Consider the following 24,792-nt stretch of genomic DNA (forward strand, 5'->3'; position numbering starts at 1 on the left):
TGAGCGTTAGATCAAACAATAGGCGGCATGGCCGGAAATAGATTGATGCAAGAACAATATAATCCCTCAGAAATTGAAGCCTTAGTGCAAAAGCACTGGCACGAACATAAAACCTTTGAAGTCACTGAAGATGAAAGCAAAGAGAAATTCTATTGTCTTTCAATGTTTCCGTATCCTTCAGGTCGTCTCCACATGGGCCACGTCCGTAACTACACCATAGGCGATGTTGTAGCACGATATCAACGTTTGCAAGGTAAAAATGTTTTGCAACCGATTGGTTGGGACTCATTTGGTCTGCCTGCAGAAAATGCCGCGATCAATAACAAGACCTCTCCTGCACCGTGGACATACGAAAATATCGACTATATGAAGAACCAACTTAAATTATTAGGTTTTGGTTATGATTGGAGTCGTGAAATCGCTACGTGTACCCCGGAGTACTATCGTTGGGAGCAATGGTTTTTCACTCAGTTGTTTGAAAAAGGCTTAGTGTATAAAAAAACCTCATCAGTAAACTGGTGTCCAAATGATGAAACCGTACTGGCAAATGAACAAGTGCAAGACGGTTGTTGTTGGCGTTGTGATACTGAAGTCATTCAGAAAGAAATTCCTCAGTGGTTTATTAAAATCACTGATTACGCTGAAGAACTGCTTAACGATCTCGACACGTTAGATGGCTGGCCTGAACAGGTTAAAGCCATGCAACGTAACTGGATTGGCCGCAGCGAAGGGATTGAAATGACCTTTGCCGTAGCTGACAGTAACGCCACCTTTGATATCTATACCACTCGTCCAGATACCTTAATGGGCGTGACCTACGTTGCTATTGCTGCGGGTCATCCGTTAGCGGAACAATCGGCGCTGAATAATCCTCAGTTAGCCGCATTTATAGAAGAATGCAAAAATGCTGATACCACTGAAGCGGCGATGGCTTCGATGGAGAAAAAAGGCGTAGCAACCGGTCTTCAGGCTATTCACCCTATTTCTGGTAAATTGGTCCCTATTTGGGTGGCTAACTTTGTATTAATGAATTATGGCACGGGCGCAGTAATGTCGGTCCCCGCTCATGATCAACGCGATTATGAATTTGCGCTTAAATACCAGCTCGCTATCGAAGCGGTGATCAAGCCTGTTGAAGGCGAATTGGACATCAGCAAAGAAGCCTATATTGAAAAAGGGGTGGTATTTAACTCAGGTGATGCTTTTCCTGAGCTAGACGGTTTAGATTTCAAAGCCGCCTTTGAAGCCATTGATACTAAATTAACCGCAGAAGGCAAAGGCAAACGTCAAGTCAACTACCGTTTACGCGATTGGGGTGTATCTCGTCAACGTTACTGGGGGGCACCGATCCCGATGGTGACCTTAGCAGACGGCACCGTTATCCCTACGCCAGAAGATCAACTACCGGTCATTCTGCCTGAAGATGTGGTGATGGACGGTATTCAAAGTCCGATCAAAGCTGATAAAGCTTGGGCAGAAACCACAGTCAATGGTCAGCCTGCAATGCGCGAAACAGATACCTTTGATACCTTTATGGAATCATCTTGGTATTACGCGCGTTACTGTAGTCCTCATGCCGATGAAATGTTAGATCCAGCCAAAGCTAACTACTGGTTACCGGTAGATCAATATATTGGTGGTATCGAACATGCTTGCATGCATTTATTGTATTTCCGCTTCTTCCATAAGTTGCTACGTGATGCTGGCTTAGTCAACAGTGATGAGCCCGCAAAACAATTACTGACTCAAGGCATGGTTTTAGCCGATGCTTACTACTACAACAACGAAAAAGGTGCCCGAGTGTGGGTATCACCTTTAGAAGTGACTGTGGTAGAAAAAGACGACAAAGGCCGCATTATCAAAGCTGTCGACAATCAAGGTCATGAACTGGTTTATACCGGCATGAGCAAGATGTCTAAGTCGAAGAATAACGGCATTGACCCACAAGTCATGGTCGAAAAATACGGTGCTGACACAGTCCGTTTATTCATGATGTTTGCCTCGCCACCAGAATTAACTCTAGAATGGCAAGAGTCTGGCGTTGAAGGCGCACATCGCTTCATCAAACGTTTCTGGAAATTGGCCAGCGATCATGTTGCCGCAGGTAAAACTGAAGCACTAGATGTCAGCAAATTAAATGCTAATCAAAAAGCATTGCGCCGTGAATTACATAAGACCATCGCCAAAGTCAGTGATGATATTGCGCGTCGTCAAATGTTTAACACTGCGGTTGCCTCGGTAATGGAGCTAATGAACCATTTACTCAAAGCATCGCAAGAAAGCGCTCAAGACCGTGCATTGCTTGCTGAAGCATTGTCTGCTGTAACGCGTTTGCTTTACCCTATCGTTCCGCATATGACGTTTACGTTATGGAATGAGTTAGGTAACGAAGGTGATATTGAAGACAGCCGTTGGCCAGAAGTCGATGAGTCAGCATTAGTCGAAGACAGCAAGCTCATTGTGGTTCAAGTTAACGGTAAAGTGCGTGCAAAAATTACTGTCGCTGCCGATGCATCGAAAGAAGATGTTGAAGCCTTAGGCATGAGTGATGAACATGTGCAAAAGCACACTGAAGGGTTAACGGTTCGTAAGGTAATTTACGTGCCTGGTAAACTATTAAGTATTGTGGCTAACTAGTGACAATATCAGCCCTGATATGAGGCGACAGAAACCTCCTATAGGGCTAAGTCATAACGCCTAGTATTGTCAGTGTCATAACTTACCGCGGGTGACACCGCGGTAAGTTATTTATGTAACCGATACCAATAAACAAGGATGCCTACCCTCACTATGCTAGCCAAAAAGATTTGCTTGGCAATAATGACATTGGTAATACTCACCAGTGCAGGTTGCGGCTTTACACTCCAACGCAGTTATTCTATACCTGCAGAATTAGCCGAATTGCATTTAAGCAGCAGCGATGAATACAGTGAGTTAACTCGCTTAGTTCGTGACAGATTACGGATCAACCGTATTAGCCTTGTTGATGCAGCAGAAAAAACGCCTACGTTGCGACTTATCAATGACTCACTCGAACGCGCCACATTGTCACTTTATCCCACCGGGAATGTCGCAGAATATGAACTCATCTACTTAGTGCATTACTCTGTCACCTTACCTGAACAAGAACCACAAGAATTTGATACAGAAATCCGCCGCGACTATCAAGACGATCCTCGAACCGCATTGGCAAAAAGCCGCGAAATGGAGTTGTTAGTTAAAGAGATGCGCGTACAAGCAGCCGATTATATTATCCAAACTCTGGCGTTAATCGGGGCAGAGTAATGCGGGTTTATCCTGATCAACTCAAGCAACATCTCAAACAGCTACCCCAGTGTTTTTTACTGTTTGGTGATGACCCATGGCTAATCGAAAACAGTAAACAACTTATTCTTAACGCCGCTAAAAAACAAGGTTTTGAAGAACGGGTGCAATTAAGCCAAGAAACCGGCTTTAATTGGGGCGATTTGATCCAAGAATGGCAAGCAATGAGTTTATTTGCTAGCCGACGGATTATTGAGTTAACCCTGCCACAAGGTAAGCCAGGCATCGAAGGCGCAGCGGCATTTAAAACGCTTTTACAACATTCTAACCCAGATATGTTGTTGATTGTACAAGGACCTAAAGCCAGTGCAGAACAAACCAACAGCAAATGGTTTAAATCACTCGATGCCAAAGGTATATACTTACCCTGCACCACACCTGAAGGTAAGCAGTTTGAACGCTGGTTAGACAGCCGTATTACTCATTATGCTCTCACGGTTCATCATGATGCAAAAGCCATGTTGTTTAGCTTATTTGAAGGTAATTTACTGGCAGCCGAGCAAGCGATGCAATTGTTGCAACTGCTCAGCCCTAAGCAAAATATTACCCCAGAACAATTGAGTGAATATTTCGAAGACCAATCTCGTTTTAGTGTGTTTCAACTCTGTGATGCCATTTTAGGTAATCATCAAAAAAATGCCCAACACATGTTGGCTCAATTGAAGGCTGAAGGCACCGCTATGCCCATTTTAATGTGGGCTTTATTCAAAGAAATTAACCTACTGCTCACCTTAAAACTGGCGGTTCAGAATGGCGAACAACTCAGTAAACTGTGGGGACAACACCGAATTTGGGATAAGCGAAAACCGCTCTATCAGGCTGCAATAACGCGATTGGATTTAGACCATATCGAACATATGCTCGCTTTTGCCTCTACAATAGAATTAAATCTTAAACAAAAAGGGCTTGAAGATTGGATTGGTCTTAGCCATTTATGCATTTTATTCGATCCACGAGCACATAATCGTTTAGCCCATATTAAATTAACGGACTGAGATAAAAGGTAAGGACAGCGAATGCGTATCGGTATTTTGGGCGGCACGTTCGACCCCATCCATTTAGGACATATCAATCCTGCACTAGATGTTAAACAGCAACTTAATTTAGACCAGATTTGGTTAATGCCCAATCATATTTCACCCCTCAAAAATACCACCGTGGTGAGTAGTCATCATCGGCTTGAAATGGTGAAGTTAATTTGCCAGCAGTACCCTGAATTTGAACTATGCGATATCGAAATCAATCGCAATACACCGTCTTATAGTGCCACAACGCTCTCATTACTCAGGCAACAGCACCCCAAAGATGAATTCTTTTTCATTATGGGAATGGATTCATTCATTCAATTGCCACTGTGGTATCAATGGCAATCATTGTTTACCCTGTGCCATATTGCGCTGTGTCAACGCCCGGGTTGGGCAATGGACACTCAGAGCGAAATGACCAAACAATTATTATTAAGGCAGGCAGCGGCCAACTACCTCGACTCACCTTCCCATGCTACACATGGAAAAATATTTTGCATCAACAGCCAGTTAGTCGATATTTCCTCGACTGAAATACGCCAGCGGTTAGCTGAAAATATTGACATCAGCGCGGTATTACTGCAAACAACGACCGATTATATTCGTCAACATAAACTCTATCGTTAACACTACGATTAGCACTATTATTGATTCAACTGCTGACACTGTCGGTTAAATCATCCGCTAGCACAAAATTAATTCTATCTTTGTTTCGCTGCGCTTAATTGCGCATCAACAATGAATTTGAGTATAATACTCCGTTAATTTTTACTTATGAGGTACTTCGAGTGCAAGGCACCGAACTAAAAGATTTCGTTATCGACAAAATCGATGATTTAAAAGCAAAAAATATTACTGTTTTAGATGTATCTAAACGGTCAACCATCACCGACACCATGATTATCTGTACTGGTACGTCAAAAACACACGTTCGATCTATTGGTGAGCACGTTATCGTGTCAGCCAAAGACGCTGGCGTGCAACCTCTTGGGGTTGAAGGACGTGACAGCAGTGAATGGGTATTAGTTGATTTGGGCTCAGTTATTCTGCACGTGATGCAGGAACAAACTCGTGATTATTACGAGCTTGAAAAACTTTGGTCTGAACACAGCGCCTAATGAAGTTACAGCTTATTGCCGTTGGTAACAAAATGCCCGATTGGGTAACCCGAGGCTTCGAAGAATACCAACGCCGTTTCCCTAGAGATATGGCTTTGGAACTCATCGAAATCCCTGCGGGGAAGCGCGGAAAAAATGCCGATATCGCCCGAATTTTACATAAGGAAGGCGAATTAATGCTAGCGGCAGTAGCCAAAGGTAACCACATTGTCAGCTTAGATTTACCCGGTAAAAACTGGATAACACCAGAACTTGCCGAGCAAATGACAAAGTGGCAATTAGATGGTAGAGATGTCAGCTTACTTATTGGTGGTCCAGAAGGACTTTCACCTGCTTGCAAAGAGGTGGCCCACCAAAGCTGGTGTTTGTCTGCCCTAACCTTACCTCATCCTTTGGTTAGGGTTATTGTGGCAGAAAGCCTATACCGAGCTTGGAGCATCAATAACAATCATCCCTATCACAGAGAATAAATTCAGTCGCATGAATAACTAAGCTTATCGATAATGATTATCATGCAACTCTTTGTTTCATATTCATCAGCTGATACAGTGATCTTTTATCATCCATTCTTTCATTTGGTAACGACGGGGATAGCATAAGTGTCGCCAAAAAAGCGCATTACCATGCATGATCACGCCGCAGAGGCTGCGCTATTTAAACGCCGTGCATTATTTACTTTCATTTGCGTGTTATTGCTACTCTGTATACTATTTTCAAACCTTTATCAGCTTCAAATTGTCTCTTACAAAGACTATGAAACTCGTTCAAATGATAACCGTATCCGTGTGGTTCCGACCCCGCCTAGCCGAGGGTTAATTTATGACCGTAATGGCGTACTATTAGCGGAAAATCAACCTTACTATTCTTTAGAGCTTATTCCCGAAAAAGTCAGTGATATCACGGCAACCTTAGATGAGCTTAATAGCCTGATTGGACTCTCAGATGATGAGCGCGAAAACATCACTGAAACCCTAAAGTTTCATCGTCGTTTTAAGCCGTTAACCATCAAAAACAAATTAACTGACGAACAAGTAGCCATATTTAGTGTTAATCAATTTAAATTCCCCGGTATTTATGTTGAAGCAGGCTTAAAACGTCACTATCCCTATAATGAGTTAATGACTCATGTGTTGGGTTATGTCGGCAAAATTAATAGCCGAAATAAGTCGCAGCTTGAAAAAAGCGACCAATGGAAAAACTATGCGGCAACTAAAGACATTGGTAAGATCGGCATTGAAAAATTTTATGAAAGTTTACTTCACGGCATGCCAGGTCACCTCGAAGAAGAGGTTAATAATCGTGGCAGGGTGATCCGCACGCTCAACGTCACCCCCCCGACACCGGGGCAAGATATCTATCTCACACTAGACCTCAAACTACAGCAAAAAGCCATGGAGTTGTTAGCCGGTCGTAAAGGGTCCATTGTTGCAATAGACCCTAGGAATGGCGATATTTTAGCCATGTTCTCAAGTCCATCATATGACCCTAACCCATTTGTACATGGCATTACCTCTAAAGATTATAATGGGCTATTAAATGATAAATCACGTCCATTAATTAATCGTTCAACTCAGGGACAATATTCCCCAGCATCAACCATCAAGCCGCATGTGGCGTTACTCGGTTTAGAAGAGAAAATCATTAACGAACGCACTCGAATTTGGGACCCTGGCTATTGGCAAATGCCAGGTGTGGAGCGCAAATGGGGGGATTGGAAAAAATGGGGTCATGGCTGGGTAGATACCTACCATGCCATTGTCGACTCCTGTGATGTTTTCTTTTATGAGCTCGTCTATAAGGTTGGCATTGATAGAATGGCTATCTTTATGGACCGTTTTGGCTTTGGCAGAAGTACTGGTATTGATATTTTCGAAGAATCAAATGGCGTTATGCCCTCTCGAGACTGGAAAAGAATGCGTTACAATCAACCTTGGTATAACGGTGATACTATTTCGGTCGGTATTGGCCAAGGATATTGGACCACAACACCATTACAGCTTGCTAATGCCGTCACGATCATGGCAAATAAAGGCAAGCGATTTACGCCTCATCTATTAAAGTCATTTAAAAATAGTACCGTTAAAATGGATTCGCCCATTGATGAACAGCCGCCAATTGAGCTTAAAGATCCGCATAATTGGGACATTATTAATGAGGCGATGCGCCAAACTGCCGATAAATCTCGCTTTACTGATGCGAGCTATACCGCCGCAATGAAAACCGGTACCGCACAGGTGTTTAGTGTTGGCGAAGATGAAAAATATAATGCCGACACCATCGCCGAACACTTGCGCGACAATGCATTGGTTGTTGCTTATGCACCTTATGAAAATCCTCGTATTGTTTTGGCAGTCGTACTTGAACATGCTGGCTGGGGGGGGTCTAACGCTGGGCCGGTCGCAAGAGCACTGCTCGATGAGTATATTTTACGAGACGAATGGGCGGCAAAACCGTGAATAATCATCCATATCAAAAATCATTTTGGCAGAAGATACACATAGATGTGCCATTACTCACCGGCCTGTTAATACTAATGGGGGTTGGTCTCTTTATTATCTATTCAGCCAGCGGTGAAGATCCTGCGATGATGGAACGCCAGCTGGTCCGTATAACATTGTCACTGGGGGTCATGTTTTGTTTTGCACAAATCAACCCTGAAATACTCAGACGTTGGGCATTGCCGATTTATATCGCTGGAATACTGTTGTTACTGGGCGTCGACTGGTTTGGCACCATTAATAAAGGCGCACAACGTTGGTTGAATCTTGGGTTTATGGAGTTTCAGCCATCGGAACTGATAAAACTGGCCTTCCCGATCACCATGGCATGGTACATCAGTAAGTTTCCGCTACCGCCGAAAAAGCGCTATCTGGCGGGTGGTGTCATTATTTTGCTGATCCCAACACTCTTAATCGCTAAACAACCTGATTTAGGGACGTCTATTTTAGTGGCGGCCTCTGGGGTGTTTGTGTTGTTTTTATCCGGTATGAGCTGGTTGATTGTTGGCGGATTTATTACCGCCATTTTAATCTTTTTACCTATCATGTGGTTTTTCTTGATGCACGATTATCAGCGCACTCGAGTATTAACCTTATTTAACCCTGAACAAGATCCTCTCGGCGCGGGTTATCATATTATCCAATCCAAAATTGCCATTGGTTCTGGTGGATTGTGGGGTAAAGGTTGGCTTGATGGGACTCAATCACAATTAGAGTTTTTACCAGAGCGCCACACTGACTTTATCTTTGCGGTAATAGGAGAAGAGTTTGGACTCATTGGCAGTTTACTCTTATTGGCAATGTATTTATTTGTGATTGCCAGGGGCCTTGTTATCGCGTCACGAGCACAGACCAGCTTTGCCCGCTTATTGGCGGGCAGTATCACCCTAACATTCTTCGTCTACGTTTTTGTCAACATAGGCATGGTATCAGGAATTTTACCCGTAGTAGGTGTTCCTTTACCACTGATAAGCTATGGGGGAACCTCGATGCTGACCTTAATGACAGGCTTTGGTATTCTAATGAGCATTCACACCCACAGACGATTTGTCGACCGATAGGATTAACCGCAACTATGACAAAAATAACCGTTCAAATCGCCAGCCTAGCATTACTTAGCAGCGTCATGTTCAATCTCAATGCTGCAACTGAAAATGATCCCCAAGCATTACAAAATGCATTTGTAAAAGAGCAGGTAAAAAAAGGCGCTAGCAAGGCTGAGGTGGAACAATTTTTATCCACTTCCACCTTCGACCAGAACATCATTGATGCCATGACTAAACCATGGGAAGCCAAGCCTTGGCACCAGTATTATCCTATTTTCTTGACCGACAAACGCCTAGAAAAAGGCTTAGCTTTTTGGCAAGAAAACCATGCTGTGATTAGCCAAGCTGCTGAAAAATTTAACGTCGACCCCCAAATTATTGTCGCCATAATTGGTATTGAAACCTTTTATGGTGGCTACATGGGTAATTATCGTGTGCAAGACGCGTTGTACACCTTGGGCTTTTATTACCCACCACGCGCCACGTTCTTTCGCAGTGAATATGCCAATTTAATGTCGTTGATTAAAGAAGAAAAACTCGATAATGACACCTTAAAAGGTTCATATGCTGGCGCGATGGGCTATGGACAATTCATTCCTTCAAGCTACCGTCATTACGCGGTCGACTTTGATGGCGACGGTCGACGTGATTTGTTAACCAGTAAAGCCGATGCTATTGGCAGTGTCGCAAATTATTTTCATCAACATGGATGGCAACAAGGCCAACCCGTGGCATTATTGTTAAACCACACATCTAGCACAGCCCCTAAAGCAAAAGTATGGACCAAAGAAAAACTGCATTACAAGGTATCAGATATTCTTAGCCCAACACTGAGCTTAGCCAATAACCAAGATTTGGATGCTTCTCAAAAAGCCTTATTAGTCAAATTAGACCAAGCAGAGAATGTAGAGTATTGGTTAGGACTGAAAAACTTTTATGTCATCACTCGATATAACAGAAGCCCATTATATGCAATGGCGGTATATCAATTTAGCCAACAACTTAACGCTCATTATTTATCGGTAAATCAAAATGGCCATTAATTACCGTTTCATTCTATTGATCATTTTAAGCAGTTTATTACTCATAAGTTGTTCGTCAAATGAGGGTAAAAAATCCTCTCCACAACAAAAAAGCCGCTATCAAATGGCTAATGACCGTTATCCAGATGACGCACCAGACGTAAGCTTGGTTAAAAATGCCCAGCCTAAATACGAACCTTATAGCAGGCAAGGCAATCGTGATTACACGGTTTTAGGCAAAAGTTACCAAGTACTCGACAGTGGAAAGGGATTCAAAGAACAAGGTCATGCCTCATGGTACGGCTCAAAGTTTCATGGTCATTTAACCTCAAATGGTGAAACTTATGATATGTATACTATGTCAGCAGCACATAAAAACTTGCCTTTACCCAGTTATGTCAAAGTGACCAATTTAGAAAACAATAAGCAAATCATCGTCCGTGTAAATGACCGTGGACCGTTTCATCATGGTCGAGTCATTGATCTTTCTTATGCGGCGGCTTATCACTTAGGTATGCTGGCAAGAGGCACGACAAAAGTAGCACTGGAAACCGTTTACATTCCCTCACCAGAAGAGCGAGCCATTAGCGATTTAAACGATGCCGACAATCACTTTATTCAAGTTGTGGCCTCCCAAGATAAATTACGCATCAATATGTTGGCAAAGCAATTAGAAACCAAATACGCGGTTACCTCACGCGTATCCTCCACAAAGGGTATTCACAGATTACAATTGGGTCCGATCCGACAAATTCACCTCACCAATAAGTTGCTCGATCGTTTGCAAGCTGATGGCTATCCGCAAAGCTTTATCGTACCGTAAGCCATAATACTGGCGATAAGAGTCTCATTAAGGTTCATTTATATCGGATGAATGAACCTTAATGCGAAATGATGGCCTACTAATGTATAATCAATAAAATTATACCAATTGATTTTTGTCTTTTCTTCGACTAACTAGAGACGTGCTAACTTCATGATAACTTCCAAAACTGCTCAATTAACAACTATGCTCTTTGCATCAGTTGTGTGTTTTTCTTCACTCGCAGCAACGCCACAACCAGATGCACGTCCAACGCCTAATCGCGTACCTATGGTGACACCTGATGCACCCAGTGTTGCAGCCAAAGCTTATGTGCTAATGGATTATAATTCTGGCAGAGTCATTGCAGAAGAAAATGCCTACGAAAGTTTAAATCCAGCAAGCCTTACCAAGATGATGACCAGTTATGTGATTGGTCATGAAATCCGTGTCGGTAATATTTCATTAGATGATGATGTCACCATTAGCAAAAATGCTTGGGCAAAGAATTTCCCTGATTCATCAAAAATGTTCATTGAAGTGGGTAAAACCGTCAAAGTACACGACTTGAATCGCGGTATTATCATTCAATCGGGGAATGATGCCTGTGTTGCGATGGCAGAGCATATTGCCGGAACAGAAGGTGCATTCGTTGATCTAATGAATTCATGGTCCAAGCAATTGGGCATGAAAGACAGTTACTTTGAAAACTCTCATGGCTTAGATTCTGAAAATCACAAAACAACAGCTTATGATATGGCTATTTTAGGCGCTGCGCTGATCCGTGATGTGCCTGATGAATATCGTGTTTATGCCGAAAAATCATTTACCTATAACGGAATTAAGCAATATAACCGTAATGGCTTATTATGGGATAAAAGCTTAAACGTAGATGGTATTAAGACGGGCCATACATCAGGTGCTGGCTACAACTTAGTATCATCAGGCACCAGCGAAGGCATGCGTCTTATCACAGTCGTGATGGGTACCGCGAGTGAGTCTGCACGTAAGGCTGAGAGTAAAAAACTACTCAACTATGGTTTCCGTTTCTTTGAAACCATCACACCTTACAAAGCTGGCGATACCTTTGTGACTCAAAAGATTTGGTATGGCGATAGAGAAACGGTTGATCTTGGTGTCATGACCAATACTCCGATTACCATTAGCCGTGGTCAGGCAAAAGATCTACAAGCTAACTTTGAATTAACCAAACCATTAACGGCCCCGCTGGCAAAAGGCGAAACCGTAGGGCGTGTGTTTTTCCAGCTTGATGGAAAAGACATTGCTCAGTTTCCGCTAGTGACATTGAATGAAGTCCAAGAAGGCGGCTGGTTTAGCAAATTAATGGATTACTTTAAGCAAATGTTCGCCAGTCTGTTTGAGTAATTAAATTGATGTAGATTATTTATTAATGAATCTATTAGTGAATCAACTAATTAAAGCCGCCTGATCAGCGGCTTTAATATTTCAGATCTATCAGGCTTGAATCGGGTATAATTATCACCATATAAGTAATACCAAAACAGAATCGAGTAAGCTAATGTTAAATACAACGTTTGACCAAGTAATGGAATTTCCTAATTCGTGCCCTTTCAAAGTGATTGGTGAAGCAGATGATACCTTAGCCGATCGTGTTGTTGCCGTGGCGCAACAACTTGCGCCAGATGATTATGTTCCAAGCGTTAAAGCATCGAGCAAAGGCAGTTACTATTCAGTGACCATTCGGATTACGGTAACCAGCAAAGCGCATATTGAAAAAGCGTATATGGATCTTGCCGCAATTGAAGGCGTAAAAAGAGTATTGTAAACGCCAAAAAGTCATCATTACCTATATACTTGAGTATAATACTCAACAATTAATCCATTCATTCGATGGATACACCCAATTTATCTGGGGGAGATGTTACCCTTGCAAACACTGCACATTCGCCACCTTGGCATGCAAGACTATGAATCAACATGGCATGCCATGCAGGACTATACTGACACTCGTGATAGCGACAGCCAAGATGAACTTTGGATTGTTGAGCACCAGCCAGTATTTACCCAGGGTCAAGCAGGTAAAAGCGAGCATATACTCAACCCTGGTAACATTCCGGTTATTCAAGTAGACCGAGGTGGTCAAGTCACTTATCACGGACCTGGACAACTAGTGGTTTATCCACTTATCGATATCAAACGTTATAAAATAGGCGTTCGTCAGTTAGTGAACAATATAGAGCAAAGTATTGTGGATATGCTGACTTATTACGATATCAATGCGTACGCAAAAGCAGACGCACCGGGTGTTTATGTAGCAGAACGAAAAGTGGCCTCTTTAGGATTACGCATTCGTAAAGGTTGCTCTTTTCATGGCTTAGCATTAAATGTCGACATGGATTTAGCCCCGTTCCAGCGCATCAACCCTTGCGGATATGCCGGTTTAGAAATGGTGCAATGTAAAGCATTGGGGGGTCCACAGACCGTGCTTGAAGCTGGCGATAAATTAATCCAAACCTTTAGCCAAATTATGGGCTATCAACAACTTTTACATCATCAAGGATTAGCAGAATAATGAATAGGCCTGAAAGATTACAGCCAGGTGTCAAATTACGTGATGCCGAAAAAGTCGCTCGAATTCCTGTAAAAGTAGTGCCATCAGAGCGCGAAACTATGCTGCGTAAGCCAGATTGGTTGAGAGTCAAATTACCCGTATCAAATCAACGCATTCTCGACATAAAAGCGGCATTACGTAAAAATGGATTACACTCAGTGTGTGAAGAAGCCTCTTGCCCTAACTTAGCAGAATGCTTTAACCACGGTACGGCAACCTTTATGATTTTAGGGGCGATTTGTACCCGTCGTTGCCCATTTTGTGATGTAGCCCATGGTCGCCCGCTCAAAGCCGATGCTAACGAGCCTAAAAAGCTAGCGCAAACCATTCAAGACATGAAGCTGAAATATGTGGTGATTACCTCTGTAGATCGTGATGATTTACGTGATGGTGGCGCGCAACATTTCGCTGATTGTATTCGCGAAATTCGTTTGTTAAACCCTGAAATCAAGATTGAAACTCTGGTTCCTGATTTCCGAGGCCGTATTGATGCTGCTTTAGATATTTTAGCGACAGAGCCACCTGATGTCTTTAATCACAATTTAGAAACGGCTCCAGCGCATTATCGTAAAGCGCGTCCAGGCGCTAACTATCAGTGGTCATTAGATCTGCTTAAGCGCTTTAAAGAACGTCATCCAACTATTCCGACAAAGTCTGGTTTAATGATGGGTCTAGGCGAAACAAACGAAGAGATTGCCCAAGTATTACGTGATTTACGTGCCCATAACGTTGAAATGTTGACCCTTGGTCAATATTTACAACCGTCTAAATTCCACCTGCCCGTTGAACGTTATGTTCCACCAGCGGAATTTGATCAATTGAAAATACTAGCCGATGAGCTTGGTTTTACCCATGCAGCCTGCGGCCCATTGGTTCGTTCAAGCTACCATGCTGATTTACAAGCACAGGGTAAAGAAGTGAAGTAACCTTTTCCTTGAATAAAAAAACAGCGCTAAATTAGCGCTGTTTTTTTTCAATGAGTTCGAAACAAGCCTGATGCTTTACTCAAAAATCAATCCAATGATAAATCCATTAAAATTGCGTCTTCATAGCCATCATGGGTAGGGTAATAATTTTTACGCCGTCCAGCCTCAATAAAACCAACTTTATCATATAAGTATTTTGCTGCCTTATTTGACTGGCGTACTTCCAACATCAACACCACGGCGCCGGCATTTTTTGCATCATCAATGAGCTGCTGCATTAATGCCGCCCCCAAACCTGAACCTTGTTTTTCAGGTGCCACACAAATATCAAGTAAGGTCGCCTCATCAATAATCTGCTGTACTATCGCAAAACCACACAAATCATCTTGGCGCTTAATGCCCACTACTCGATATAAAGGCCCAAAACACTCTTTTAAGCTCATTTCAGACCAAGGATGTGTATGCGCTAGCTTTTCAATCTTCGCCATTACAACAGCATGCTCAACCCTAAGAGGCACAATTACCTCAGCATCAATGTTGTTCATTGGGCTCGCCTTTGCTCAATGGTTGAGTTTTATCTAAATACTGGGATATTTGCTGCCACAGTTGACGTTTTTCGTCTGCCTGAGCATGGAGTTCTGTTAATGGGGCGCTTACAATCCAAGCGACACGGGGACGGGTTTTTATCTTACGCATATCCCATATCACCTGTGGCCCTTTGACCATTTCACAATCAAATTCACACTGATCAATTTCAACGTCCAATAAACCGAGTACATCATTAATGAATGTTTGATCAGACAAATCGGCATCAAGATCATGTAACACTAAGTAAGGCTTTAACGGTTTATCGGCACTAAGCCAGCGAGTAATATTCATCGCATCTAAATAAGCAAATTTATCCATCGGACTCTCAAAACAAGGATACTGTGTTAAGCATAACAGCTAAGTAAACGAGGTTGTATGGTAATTTAACATCAAGCTTTGTTGGTATACGGTTTAATTAATAGCAATCAAATTCAGGTTGGTATTAGCATAAAACCGCACGTAAAAACCTCTCTCAGCACTCAGGTTGCTTCTATGTTGGCCCATAGATGAGTCGCAAGTTGAATCGAAAATACACGACTCTCGTGCTACGTCTGTTAGTCTTGGCATCGCTACCGAGTTTTCAAGCACCTCAAACACACCTATAAATCGATTGAATAATATCAATACCTTTGGCTTCACACTGATCTAAACGTGATAAATAGCTTATGTCTTGTCAGTCTCTTGGGGTAACCATTGGCCTTGGTAATAACGTTCTATCAAGCCTTCATCTGACCAGCGCAGCAGATACAACCATTGGTTATCTATCAGCCAACGAACATTGTCATGTTTTGCGGTGATTTGTTCGATAGGTTGCCGCGGTGCGGCTAAATAAACGGCTAAACGCTGTGGCTGGTGCATCCATTTTTCACCATCATGCAACGACTGCATCGACAAGCCAATGCGTAAATCGCCCCCATTACCTTCAAACACCCCAATATGACCTGCTACTGCGTTATGTAATAACTTATTGCCACAACCATATTTCAAATTATCGCTGACCGATGCGTTATATTGCATATTAATCCAATTGGTTACGACCATGGGCGCCGTCATAATTAATTCTAATACCGCAAAGCCATCATCATTTTGCCACTGATAGTCATGTAAAAAACTACGACCTTGTAGATTGATATTTCTGGTCCAACACCGAGGTGCAACAATAAAGGCGGCATTGTTTGCCAGTCCCCACTCGGGACGCACTTGAGACCAGTCATGACTGCGTTGAGTATAAAATCGGTCCAGCACAGCTGCACTGCTGTTAGCCAAACTCGGGGCGATTTGCACGATACGTTCTCGTTGTGCTGTTTCGGTAGCCGCTTGTAGCCATGACGCGACGGTCTGATCGAGTTTGGTATCAAAACAATCAATATGATCCGTGGTGGTGTTATGCAGTGCAGCCACAAACCGTGTCGCCGCGGGGATCGTAATACCTAATTCTGTCAATACCTTACGTACCTCTTGATCATTGAGCAATTGGGCTAAAACACGCACATTCACTTCACCAGATTGCCCACCACAGGCACCACAATCTAAACCTGCTGCATGCAAATTGTTGCTTGTATGGCTGCCATGCCCAACCAGCAGCACGGTAGCGGCAAACTGGTCTAGTCCCATCGCATGTAGAATGCCTTTTGCCAGTTCGGCTTTATCGGTTACTGATAGTACCTGAGCATTTTTTCGCAGCAGCCAGCTTTTTTGATGGGTCAGCGCATTAACAGGATGATCAGTTTGTGTAGCAAAAAATGACCTTTTTAGCATCTTAAAGGCATAAAGCCATCCCATGGATTCCACCATAGAAAATGCCGAAGGGGCAGCTTGTGACCATGTTTGCCACCGCGCCTTTATATTGAGCGTATCGACTTGCGTTTGGGTATCACGCCATTCAGACACTTGTATAACCGGCTTTAACAATCCCGGTAACTGAGGTCGAGACAGTTCACTATCGTGCGGTTGATACTCTAAAGGTAAACCAAAGAAACCGGCAAACCCTATTGTTTGAATGTCATCACTTTGATTTTCTAACGCTCGACGTATCACCTCTGAACGCACATCAATGCAAAATGCCGCTTGTAGCCTTGATGTTGTCATCAGCTGTTTTTTAGCATTGATTAACTGAGTGTTAAGCCAAGCTTGATAACTCAACTCAGCGGCCTTTGCCCACACCCAAAGGGGTTTCTGTACTTGCTCATGTTGCTCAACTAAAAGCGCTAATTGGTCTTTTTCACCTAACCAAAGTGCAGCTAATTGAGCGAAACTATCTGTTTGTTGTGCCTTTAAATAGCGCCAAATGACCAATTCCCAAGCCATACGGATCGCGAGTAGTTGCAACATTTCATCGCAGGGTTTTGCATGTAAGTCACCTTGCCAGCGCAAATAAGCAACCCAAGACGCCCAACCATTAATATCGAGTAGCAATGCATGGGCATAATCTTCTATCACAGTGTCATCAACACCCAGTTCATCAACCGCCTCAGCGAGCAAAGTCTCAGCATCTGGTGGCAATTGCTGAAAATACTGCTGCAAACCGGGTTCATCCATAATAATACTGATCCCTCGGTCACGACGTGTCATATCGAGCCAGTGACGATATAAATCTGCCGGAGCTGAAATATCGCTAGCAGGAAAAATAGGGCGCAATTGTTGATAGTATGCAGCGCAAAACTGACTAATTTGATGAATAATTTCATCACGCCATGCCATCTTGTGCTGGTCACGTTGGTTATCCAATAAATCGGCAATATTATGCCAGTGAGCAAGATCATCTTCTTGGTTAAGAAAGATCGCGAGTTGCTCGACGGACATCGCGATGCCTTGTTGCTCAGCCGCTAATTGCAACGCATCTTGGCTGATTTCGCCTTGTGCATATAAATGGCGATAATGAGCTTTTGGCATTAAACACTCAACCCGATCAAGTGCAGAGACTCGCGCTGAGACCTGTTCGATTGGCTGGTCACGCATTTGCCAAAAGGGATTAACCGCAATCATTTGATCGAGCGGCCATGTGGGTGCTATTTTCTGACCCGCAGTGGTCAATAGTGCCTTTTGGATTTCAGTCAGCTGCCCCACCGAGGTTGATTTAATCGCGACATTCATGCTTATAACTCCTCAATTTTAGTGGCTTTGGTGCTGTCTAAAACCTTAATATTGGTGCGCACAGGCAACCGCACAGGCCACACTTTTAACGTCAGTCGTGTCAGCCACTCATCTAAATATAAACCGGCAAACAAATCGATATACAAGTGCTGCAGTGCCGGTTTATGTAGCTGATATCGCAGCATCCAACTCAGAGCAAACAAGCTGACAAATAACAGTATCGCGACAATATCAACCACACTAAAAGCCTCAACCTGCAATGCTGGCGAGGTGGTAATAATTTCGCCAAACACCCACTTAAACCCGCTGTAACTGAGCACCAATAAGATGGTTAATAGCAAGACGGGCATAATGCTGCTGCGTAAACGCTCACTATGGCGTTGGGCAATTAACATCGTCAGGGCCAAAACCAACAACAGCCAAACACTCCATACACCTTGATAGTCCAATGCCATTACTGCCACCGATACAATGAGGGTAGAAAAGACTGCTGCCACTATCCAATCTATCAGGTTAGGATTGGCCGCTGGCGCAAGACGACGTTGCATGTCTTGATACACTGCGCTCCCAGAGTTCAAAAATGCATACGCTTTATAGACTGAATGAGTGAGTAAATGCACTAATGCTAATTCAAATAAACCCAATGCACATTCAACTAACATCAAGCCCATTTGCGCACTCGTTGACCAAGCTAAGCGTACCTTTACACTAATTCGAGTGGCCATGATCAATGCGGCGATAACCGTGGTGAATCCAGCAACAATAATCACTAACCACTGGGCAACGGCAGATTGAATAAACAAAGGGCTAAATAAAATCAGCAAAAATCCACCTAAGTTAATGACCCCAGCGTGCAGTAATGCACTGACAGGTGTTGGCGCTTCTACAACCTGCATTAACCAGCCGTGAACGGGTAATTGCGCGCATTTAATCAAGGCCGTTACCGCGATGAGTACTGCAGCAATATGATCAACGGTGGTAAGTTGCACACTATTGTCTATAGCAACGGCATTAAAGTGAGCCACTAAGTCACTTATCAATAACGTACCATGCTGCTGATACAACAAAATAATCGCAGCCATTAACGACATTTCTGCGGTTCGTGCTAATAAGAATTTTTTATGGGCAGCAAGCGCTGCACGAGGACGTTCAGGATAAAAAGTTAACAGCTTATGCAAAGCTAAGCTAATCGATACCCAACCCAACCAGAACAATAGCAAGTGGTTGCTAATAACCACCAACGAAACAGCGGCAAGGGTATTAAGTAGCCAGTGCCAATAAGTACCGCCACGGGGTTCGCCCGCCATGTAATTGCGAGAAAATGCAATTAAGATGACACTCATAAATACCACCAGCCCCATCATCACTAAGCTTAGCTTTGATTGGCTAATGTATTGCGCATCAGCGTCTAGACTAGGTAAGCCCAGTATCGCAGCTAATGCAGCCATAAAGAGCAACACAATAAGGCCACTTACGTTAACTAACCATGTCGCTTTATTTTTTAAACTAGCACGACCACTCCACCCGCTAGCAAAAATTAACGTGATTGGAATACTTAACAAAAAAACGGATGATAACGCTATATTCATAAACAGCCTCTTCTTTTAGTCGTAAGAGTATGTCAGAGCTATATCTTTAATAAAAACATATATAAACTAATAAAACGTTCTGTTTTGGTTAACTATTAATGAGCCGTCTTAATTATCACCATCTTTACTATTTTTGGCGCGTAGCGGTTGTGGGTAACCTGACCCACGTCGCCAAAGACCTGCATATTTCACAGTCCGCATTGTCGGCCCAAATTAAGCAATTTGAACACAACATGAATGTTAACTTGTTTGAGCGAAGAGGTCGGCGCCTGATCCTAACCGCTCATGGCCATCGTGTGTTGGCATATGCTAACGATATATTTAGCAAAGGCGAAGAGCTTGAGTCATTTTTACGTAAAGGCAGCATCAGTGAAAAGCAGCATTTATCTATCGGAGTATTAACCACGTTATCACGAAATTTTGTAGAGAGTTTTATCAGCCCGTTACTTGCTAATGCGGATGTGAGTTTTTCTTTAACAGCTAAAGGAATGAGTAATCTCTTAAACGGACTCGCTAATCATGAACTTGATTTGGTGCTAACCAATCGACCGATCAGTGTCGATAAAAAAGATCCATTATGGCAAACCCAACTAGTCTCCCGTCAGCCCCTGGCGATTGTTGGCCCAAAAGGCAAGGTGATTAACGACAGTTTTCCTAATGGTTATCAGGACATGCGTTGGGTATTGCCCGGTAAGAACAGTGAAATTAGGGCTGCATTTAACTCCTTTTGTGCAACCTGGCAATATCAACCAGATGTGCAAGCAGAAGCCGATGACATGGCAATGCTTCGCCTTTTAGCCCGAGACAGTGGCGCATTGGTAGTGCTACCGCCTGTCGTCGTTAAAGATGAAATTGAACAGGGTATTTTAGAAGTGTATCAACGCTTACCCAATGTGTACGAGAATTTCTATGCCATTACGACCCAACGAAAGTTTGTCCCAGAGGTGTTATTAGCACTGTTAAAACAACATATAGACACTGAAGTCAGCAATTAACGGATAGCAATACAAACGCCCGGTATATGACGACCACCGCGGCCAATAAGATTGCCATCAAGCATTGATAAATGACGATCGTCAATCCAGCGCACCTAACGATATTGGCACGCTTACTTAACTTTATCGGCAAACATAACATCCGTTTAGGCGCTGGCGCTTAACTAACATTTTGTTGGCTCGTAGCCCTTGGCTCATAGTCGATAGTCGATAGTCGATAGTCGATAGTCGATAGTGATAAGGTCATCCCCGTGGGCTAATGATGCAACTTTTTATGCAATATTCCGTATTTGTGCGTTTTGGTTGATGGTCGAGGATAGATGTCATCATCTGGTATTGTTAACGTTACATCCCCCTGTTGAATTGAATTATCATGGTTGTGGATCCGCCATAAAATGAGATAGTCAGCGGGAGCAAGTTTGGGGATCTCAAAAGAAAATGCCTTATGTTCACCCTTAGGGACTTGAACACCTAAGTTAATCAGGTAACCGTCGTTATCCTTAATAGTCATTGACGTTAAGATAACGGCCTCATCGAATGAAATCTTCATTATACTCGCAGGAGCCATAATGAACTCTACGGCTACACTACGATCAGTTACGGTGCGATCATTTGGGCTTAGCTCATTGGCAGAAACGCGGTTAGTGGCCAACATCGTCAATAAAAATAGTCCGAAACAGTTATAAAATGTCATTTGTAACGCCTTATCATTTAGCTAAATAATGATAATCAGACTGTAAAACCCGTTGCATACTAGCTTCGAAATTCCAACAGGCTACGGCAGTAGCCTCTAACTCATATAACAACTGACTGTCTGCTAACATAAAGTACCGCTATGTACGATTGGCGTGATCCAGTAACGACAAGGATTGTTTTTACACACAACAGCGAGGGCGCTCAATAATGCCTGTTGCTGCTCAAGCGGATGCATAATTTCAAATTTACAAAACTCCCGGTAACCTTCAACTTGCTCCTTAATATTAAAGTGGCTGTGCTCGCGACTAAAACCACAGATATTACCTAGGCTAAAACCTGACAAGAAATCAAGCTCAATTAAGGTATCGACGATATCATCCTTGATATCATTTTGGGCGATCAGCACTAACAGTTGCTCGGTGATCATCGACGTTTCTCCAGCCAGTAATAAAGGATGGGCAATAAATAAAGTGTTGTGATGGTTGATGTTAACAAACCACCTATGACCACAATGGCTAAAGGTTTTTGGATTTCAGCACCCGGTCCAGAAGCAAATACCAGCGGCATTAACCCAAACATCGCTGTGGTGGCCGTCATCAAGATTGGCCGTAAACGCCTGGCAGCGCCCTGCTCTACTCGTGCCAATAAACCACTGAATAGATGTTTGGTCTGCTCATAATAACTCACCATCACCACGCCATTGAGTACCGCCACGCCAAGCAGTGCAATAAAACCGACAGATGCTGGTACAGATAGATATTCACCGGAAAAATATAAGCTCACAATACCACCCATCATGGCAAACGGCACGTTAGCGAGGATCAAACCGGCTTTAGCCAGTGAGCCAAAAGTGGTGAACAAGATTAGCGTAATTAATGCAATCGCTATTGGGATAACCAGCAGTAAATTATTGGTCGCACGTTGTTGGTTTTCAAACTCGCCACCAAAGCTGACACTGTATCCGCTAGGAAACTTGATCTCGGCGGTAATTTTAGCGTTGAGCTCTTCTACAAAACTGACGATATCGCGTCCCTGCACGTTAGTAGTGATAACCGAGAAACGATCGCCTTGCTCTCGTTCAATTAAAATCGGTCCTTCTTTGTAGCTTAACTTGGCCACATCGGTAATGCGCTTCAGTGAATGATCCGGCATCACCAGCAACTGATTTTGCAGTTCATGAATGCTACTTAAGCCACTTTGATTATTGGCTATCAATACTGGCGTGCGCTTCTTACCTTGTAGCACTTCGGTGACAACCACCCCTTCGAGTTGACTCTTGAGGTAACGAGCAAACTCCATGGTACTCATGCCAAAACCGCGAGCCAATTCGTTATCTAAGGTTAAATTGATAAAAGGACTGCCTTCAATCATCGACATTTTGACATCAATACTGCCGCTCGTGGCACTGACCAACTGCTCTATCTGAGCGGTTAATTGCCCAAGAGTATCAATATCGGTGCCAAATACCTTAATGGCCACATCACCAATACTGCCGGTAAGCATTTCCGAGACGCGCATCTGGATAGGCTGGGTAAAGTTAAAATTCACCCCAGGAAAATTAAGCAGCTCGCTGCGAATCGCCTCAATTAATTGCTCTTTATGATCAAATCGCCATTCATCCCGTGGAGCAAGCTCCAGAAATACATCGGTCTCATTAAGGCCCATAGGATCTAAACCAATTTCATCGGCTCCGGTGCGAGCAACCATCTGCTTAATCTCAGGAACTGCAGCAAGCAAGGTCTGCTGAATTTGCTTATCAATCGCAATAGAGGCCTCAAGCGAGATAGAAGGCGATTTTTCTAGCTGTAAAATGATGTCACCTTCATCTAAGGTGGGCATAAAGGTTTTACCCACTAAGCTAAACAAGCCTAAGCTGACAATGAGTAAGACGAACGCGATGATCATAAAAGGCTTTTTATGATTAAAGGTACTTTTAAGGCTGCTGAGGTAGGCGGCTTTGAGTTTTTCAATGGCCTTGGGTTCTTGGGCGGCCTTTTCATTAACAAGATAAGAGGCAACTACCGGAATGACGGTGAGCGATAACACCAATGCCGACAACATGGCGAACACGATTGTCACCGCAACAGGAGTAAACAATTTGCCCTCAAGCCCTGTTAACGTCAGTAACGGCGAGAACACTATCATTACAATCACAGTGCCAGACACCACAGGAATGGCGACATCTTTAGTGGCACGATAAATAAGATGTAAGCGCGGTAAACGTTGCTTAGTCGCAATCAGGTTGACCATGTTTTCAACCACCACCACTGAAGAATCAACCAACATACCAATGGCAATCACTAATCCCCCCAAGCTCATCAGATTGGCAGAAAGATTGAATAGATCCATCATCAAAAAAGTCATCAATGCAGCGAGAGGCAAAGACAATGACACCACCAAAGCGGCGCGGACATTACCTAAAAACAGAGCCAATAGCACAATGACTAACAGCACAGCTTCAAACAATGCACTTGAAATAGTATTGATGGCGGTATTAATTAGATTAGCGCGATCATAAAAGGTATTAATCACACTGCCTTCAGGTAACGTTACGCTTATCTGTTCAAGCTTGTCTTTAATGCTGCTGACCACTTGGGCAGTATTGGCATCTTTAAGGGCAATAATTAATGCCTCAGCAGCCTCTTCACCGTCTTTGGTCACGGCGCCATAACGAGCCAGATGGCCAATTTGAATGTCAGCCAAGTCCCTAAGGCGATACACCTTGGCGTCATCGGCCTTAATCACCAATTGCTTAAGTTCATCAATATCATCAATGCGCCCTTCAGCGCGGACGATAATAGTATCGGTGCCAATAGTGAGCTTGCCGGCGCCTTCATTATGGTTATTATCAATAATCGCTTGTTGTAATGAGGCAAAACTCACCCCGGCGGCGGCCATCGCTGAAGGATTGGGATTAATGCTAAAGCTCTTAGCATAACCGCCCAAAATATTGACATCGGCGACCCCAGCAACGGTGCGCAGCAGTGGGCGAACTTCCCATTCCAGTAACTGCCTGCGTTCCATTAAAGATAAATTAGGGTTTTCCAGAGTGAACATAAAAATCTCACTCAATGGCGTACTCATAGGTGCAACACCACCCGATACGCCCTCTGGAAAACTGTCCCACACCGCGGCTAGTCGCTCGCTCACCTGCTGTCTTGCCCAATAGATATCAGTCCCTTCGATAAAATCCAAGGTAATGTCGCTGATGGCGTACTTGGTCGTTGAGCGTAAAATAGCCTGATTCGGTATACCTAATAACTCAGTTTCGATAGGCACGGTAATTTGAGCTTCAATTTCTTCAGGGGTCATGCCCGGTGCTTTTAGGATGATTTTCACTTGGGTCGGTGAAATATCAGGAAACGCATCCAGCGGAATAAAAAACCAAGCGCGAGCGCCAGCTAACATTAATATCAGCGCCACAATAAGCACGAACAGGCGCTGAGTGAGCGAAAAACGGATCACGGAAGCGAGCAT

22 protein-coding genes are annotated in these 24,792 nt (G+C 43.4%); 15 read left to right on the top strand and 7 right to left on the bottom strand.

Annotated elements, in window-relative coordinates; all coding sequences use genetic code 11:
* The first annotated feature begins 45 nt into the window (after nt 1-45).
* The 14 genes from leuS to lipA all read left to right on the top strand — a co-directional run bounded on the left by leuS (nt 46) and on the right by lipA (nt 14,354).
* Nucleotides 46-2,637, top strand: a complete 2,592-nt coding sequence (leuS, locus tag AAEZ00_RS06665) for a leucine--tRNA ligase (RefSeq protein ID WP_124012677.1) — start codon at nt 46-48, stop codon at nt 2,635-2,637.
* A gap of 153 nt (nt 2,638-2,790) precedes the next feature.
* Nucleotides 2,791-3,285: an LPS-assembly lipoprotein LptE gene (locus AAEZ00_RS06670; protein ID WP_101034348.1), complete on the top strand. Its 495-nt coding sequence runs from the start codon at nt 2,791-2,793 to the stop codon at nt 3,283-3,285.
* The gene (gene holA, locus AAEZ00_RS06675) at nt 3,285-4,319 is read left to right on the top strand and encodes a DNA polymerase III subunit delta (protein WP_124012367.1); all 1,035 of its coding nucleotides are present in this window, start codon (nt 3,285-3,287) and stop codon (nt 4,317-4,319) included. The genes AAEZ00_RS06670 and holA overlap by 1 nt, the downstream gene beginning before the upstream one ends.
* A gap of 21 nt (nt 4,320-4,340) precedes the next feature.
* A complete protein-coding gene (gene nadD / locus AAEZ00_RS06680; RefSeq protein ID WP_351088464.1) occupies nt 4,341-4,976 on the top strand; it encodes a nicotinate-nucleotide adenylyltransferase in 636 nt (211 codons plus the stop codon).
* Between the two features lie 161 nt (nt 4,977-5,137).
* Entirely contained in the window at nt 5,138-5,467 is a 330-nt protein-coding gene (gene rsfS / locus AAEZ00_RS06685) for a ribosome silencing factor (RefSeq protein WP_101034345.1), read from the top strand.
* Nucleotides 5,467-5,937 (top strand): 23S rRNA (pseudouridine(1915)-N(3))-methyltransferase RlmH, encoded by a 471-nt coding sequence (gene rlmH, locus AAEZ00_RS06690; protein ID WP_124012369.1) that lies wholly within the window; start codon nt 5,467-5,469, stop codon nt 5,935-5,937. Before rsfS ends, rlmH begins: the two co-directional genes overlap by 1 nt.
* A gap of 129 nt (nt 5,938-6,066) precedes the next feature.
* Entirely contained in the window at nt 6,067-7,923 is a 1,857-nt protein-coding gene (gene mrdA / locus AAEZ00_RS06695; protein ID WP_124012370.1) for a penicillin-binding protein 2, read from the top strand.
* Nucleotides 7,905-9,026: a rod shape-determining protein RodA gene (gene rodA, locus AAEZ00_RS06700; RefSeq protein ID WP_283107445.1), complete on the top strand. Its 1,122-nt coding sequence runs from the start codon at nt 7,905-7,907 to the stop codon at nt 9,024-9,026. The genes mrdA and rodA overlap by 19 nt, the downstream gene beginning before the upstream one ends.
* Before the next feature lie 65 nt (nt 9,027-9,091).
* A complete protein-coding gene (mltB, locus tag AAEZ00_RS06705; protein WP_233768652.1) occupies nt 9,092-10,054 on the top strand; it encodes a lytic murein transglycosylase B in 963 nt (320 codons plus the stop codon).
* On the top strand, nt 10,044-10,856 hold the full coding sequence (locus tag AAEZ00_RS06710) for a septal ring lytic transglycosylase RlpA family protein (RefSeq protein WP_124012372.1): 813 nt from the start codon (nt 10,044-10,046) through the stop codon (nt 10,854-10,856). Before mltB ends, AAEZ00_RS06710 begins: the two co-directional genes overlap by 11 nt.
* Nucleotides 10,857-11,009: 153 nt before the next feature.
* Entirely contained in the window at nt 11,010-12,221 is a 1,212-nt protein-coding gene (locus AAEZ00_RS06715) for a serine hydrolase (RefSeq protein WP_101034340.1), read from the top strand.
* A 154-nt stretch (nt 12,222-12,375) separates the two neighbouring features.
* Nucleotides 12,376-12,642, top strand: a complete 267-nt coding sequence (gene ybeD, locus AAEZ00_RS06720) for a DUF493 family protein YbeD (protein ID WP_101034339.1) — start codon at nt 12,376-12,378, stop codon at nt 12,640-12,642.
* Between the two features lie 93 nt (nt 12,643-12,735).
* Nucleotides 12,736-13,389: a lipoyl(octanoyl) transferase LipB gene (gene lipB / locus AAEZ00_RS06725; RefSeq protein ID WP_124012373.1), complete on the top strand. Its 654-nt coding sequence runs from the start codon at nt 12,736-12,738 to the stop codon at nt 13,387-13,389.
* Nucleotides 13,389-14,354 carry a lipoyl synthase gene (lipA, locus tag AAEZ00_RS06730; RefSeq protein WP_124012374.1) on the top strand — a complete coding sequence of 322 codons (966 nt, stop codon included), beginning with the start codon at nt 13,389-13,391 and terminating at the stop codon, nt 14,352-14,354. The genes lipB and lipA overlap by 1 nt, the downstream gene beginning before the upstream one ends.
* A gap of 86 nt (nt 14,355-14,440) precedes the next feature.
* Here lipA and rimI read toward each other — a convergent pair whose 3' ends face one another.
* From rimI to AAEZ00_RS06750, 4 genes are all read right to left on the bottom strand, one after another.
* Entirely contained in the window at nt 14,441-14,899 is a 459-nt protein-coding gene (gene rimI, locus AAEZ00_RS06735; protein WP_124012375.1) for a ribosomal protein S18-alanine N-acetyltransferase, read from the bottom strand.
* Nucleotides 14,886-15,260 carry a DNA polymerase III subunit psi gene (locus tag AAEZ00_RS06740; protein ID WP_124012376.1) on the bottom strand — a complete coding sequence of 125 codons (375 nt, stop codon included), beginning with the start codon at nt 15,258-15,260 and terminating at the stop codon, nt 14,886-14,888. The genes rimI and AAEZ00_RS06740 overlap by 14 nt, the downstream gene beginning before the upstream one ends.
* A 345-nt stretch (nt 15,261-15,605) precedes the next feature.
* The gene (locus AAEZ00_RS06745) at nt 15,606-18,035 is read right to left on the bottom strand and encodes a YbcC family protein (RefSeq protein ID WP_351088465.1); all 2,430 of its coding nucleotides are present in this window, start codon (nt 18,033-18,035) and stop codon (nt 15,606-15,608) included.
* A 2-nt stretch (nt 18,036-18,037) separates the two neighbouring features.
* The gene (locus tag AAEZ00_RS06750) at nt 18,038-19,624 is read right to left on the bottom strand and encodes an NADH-quinone oxidoreductase subunit L (protein WP_351088466.1); all 1,587 of its coding nucleotides are present in this window, start codon (nt 19,622-19,624) and stop codon (nt 18,038-18,040) included.
* Between the two features lie 98 nt (nt 19,625-19,722).
* On the opposite strand from AAEZ00_RS06750, the gene AAEZ00_RS06755 reads away from it, so the two are divergent.
* A complete protein-coding gene (locus AAEZ00_RS06755; protein ID WP_101034333.1) occupies nt 19,723-20,619 on the top strand; it encodes a LysR family transcriptional regulator in 897 nt (298 codons plus the stop codon).
* A gap of 256 nt (nt 20,620-20,875) precedes the next feature.
* On the opposite strand, the gene AAEZ00_RS06760 is transcribed toward AAEZ00_RS06755, so the two are convergent.
* The 3 genes from AAEZ00_RS06760 to AAEZ00_RS06770 all read right to left on the bottom strand — a co-directional run bounded on the left by AAEZ00_RS06760 (nt 20,876) and on the right by AAEZ00_RS06770 (nt 24,792).
* Nucleotides 20,876-21,313, bottom strand: a complete 438-nt coding sequence (locus AAEZ00_RS06760) for a copper resistance protein CopC (protein WP_124012378.1) — start codon at nt 21,311-21,313, stop codon at nt 20,876-20,878.
* A gap of 123 nt (nt 21,314-21,436) precedes the next feature.
* The gene (locus tag AAEZ00_RS06765; protein ID WP_101034331.1) at nt 21,437-21,742 is read right to left on the bottom strand and encodes a DUF3240 family protein; all 306 of its coding nucleotides are present in this window, start codon (nt 21,740-21,742) and stop codon (nt 21,437-21,439) included.
* Nucleotides 21,739-24,792: an efflux RND transporter permease subunit gene (locus AAEZ00_RS06770; protein WP_351088467.1), complete on the bottom strand. Its 3,054-nt coding sequence runs from the start codon at nt 24,790-24,792 to the stop codon at nt 21,739-21,741. The genes AAEZ00_RS06765 and AAEZ00_RS06770 overlap by 4 nt, the downstream gene beginning before the upstream one ends.

This window comes from Shewanella sp. S1-49-MNA-CIBAN-0167 (assembly GCF_040310145.1).
In the GTDB taxonomy this organism is placed as follows: Bacteria; Pseudomonadota; Gammaproteobacteria; order Enterobacterales; family Shewanellaceae; genus Shewanella; species Shewanella psychromarinicola.

Bases quoted from the DNA above. Each gene is read 5' to 3' on its own strand.
- leuS (WP_124012677.1), top strand. From the start codon at position 46: ATGCAAGAACAATATAATCCCTCAGAAATTGAAGCCTTAGTGCAAAAG.
- AAEZ00_RS06670 (WP_101034348.1), top strand. From the start codon at position 2,791: ATGCTAGCCAAAAAGATTTGCTTGGCAATAATGACATTGGTAATACTC.
- holA (WP_124012367.1), top strand. From the start codon at position 3,285: ATGCGGGTTTATCCTGATCAACTCAAGCAACATCTCAAACAGCTACCC.
- nadD (WP_351088464.1), top strand. From the start codon at position 4,341: ATGCGTATCGGTATTTTGGGCGGCACGTTCGACCCCATCCATTTAGGA.
- rlmH (WP_124012369.1), top strand. From the start codon at position 5,467: ATGAAGTTACAGCTTATTGCCGTTGGTAACAAAATGCCCGATTGGGTA.
- rodA (WP_283107445.1), top strand. From the start codon at position 7,905: ATGGGCGGCAAAACCGTGAATAATCATCCATATCAAAAATCATTTTGG.
- mltB (WP_233768652.1), top strand. From the start codon at position 9,092: ATGTTCAATCTCAATGCTGCAACTGAAAATGATCCCCAAGCATTACAA.
- AAEZ00_RS06710 (WP_124012372.1), top strand. From the start codon at position 10,044: ATGGCCATTAATTACCGTTTCATTCTATTGATCATTTTAAGCAGTTTA.
- AAEZ00_RS06715 (WP_101034340.1), top strand. From the start codon at position 11,010: ATGATAACTTCCAAAACTGCTCAATTAACAACTATGCTCTTTGCATCA.
- ybeD (WP_101034339.1), top strand. From the start codon at position 12,376: ATGTTAAATACAACGTTTGACCAAGTAATGGAATTTCCTAATTCGTGC.
- lipB (WP_124012373.1), top strand. From the start codon at position 12,736: ATGTTACCCTTGCAAACACTGCACATTCGCCACCTTGGCATGCAAGAC.
- lipA (WP_124012374.1), top strand. From the start codon at position 13,389: ATGAATAGGCCTGAAAGATTACAGCCAGGTGTCAAATTACGTGATGCC.
- rimI (WP_124012375.1), bottom strand. From the start codon at position 14,899: ATGAACAACATTGATGCTGAGGTAATTGTGCCTCTTAGGGTTGAGCAT.
- AAEZ00_RS06740 (WP_124012376.1), bottom strand. From the start codon at position 15,260: ATGGATAAATTTGCTTATTTAGATGCGATGAATATTACTCGCTGGCTT.
- AAEZ00_RS06745 (WP_351088465.1), bottom strand. From the start codon at position 18,035: ATGAATGTCGCGATTAAATCAACCTCGGTGGGGCAGCTGACTGAAATC.
- AAEZ00_RS06750 (WP_351088466.1), bottom strand. From the start codon at position 19,624: ATGAATATAGCGTTATCATCCGTTTTTTTGTTAAGTATTCCAATCACG.
- AAEZ00_RS06755 (WP_101034333.1), top strand. From the start codon at position 19,723: ATGAGCCGTCTTAATTATCACCATCTTTACTATTTTTGGCGCGTAGCG.
- AAEZ00_RS06760 (WP_124012378.1), bottom strand. From the start codon at position 21,313: ATGACATTTTATAACTGTTTCGGACTATTTTTATTGACGATGTTGGCC.
- AAEZ00_RS06765 (WP_101034331.1), bottom strand. From the start codon at position 21,742: ATGATCACCGAGCAACTGTTAGTGCTGATCGCCCAAAATGATATCAAG.
- AAEZ00_RS06770 (WP_351088467.1), bottom strand. From the start codon at position 24,792: ATGCTCGCTTCCGTGATCCGTTTTTCGCTCACTCAGCGCCTGTTCGTG.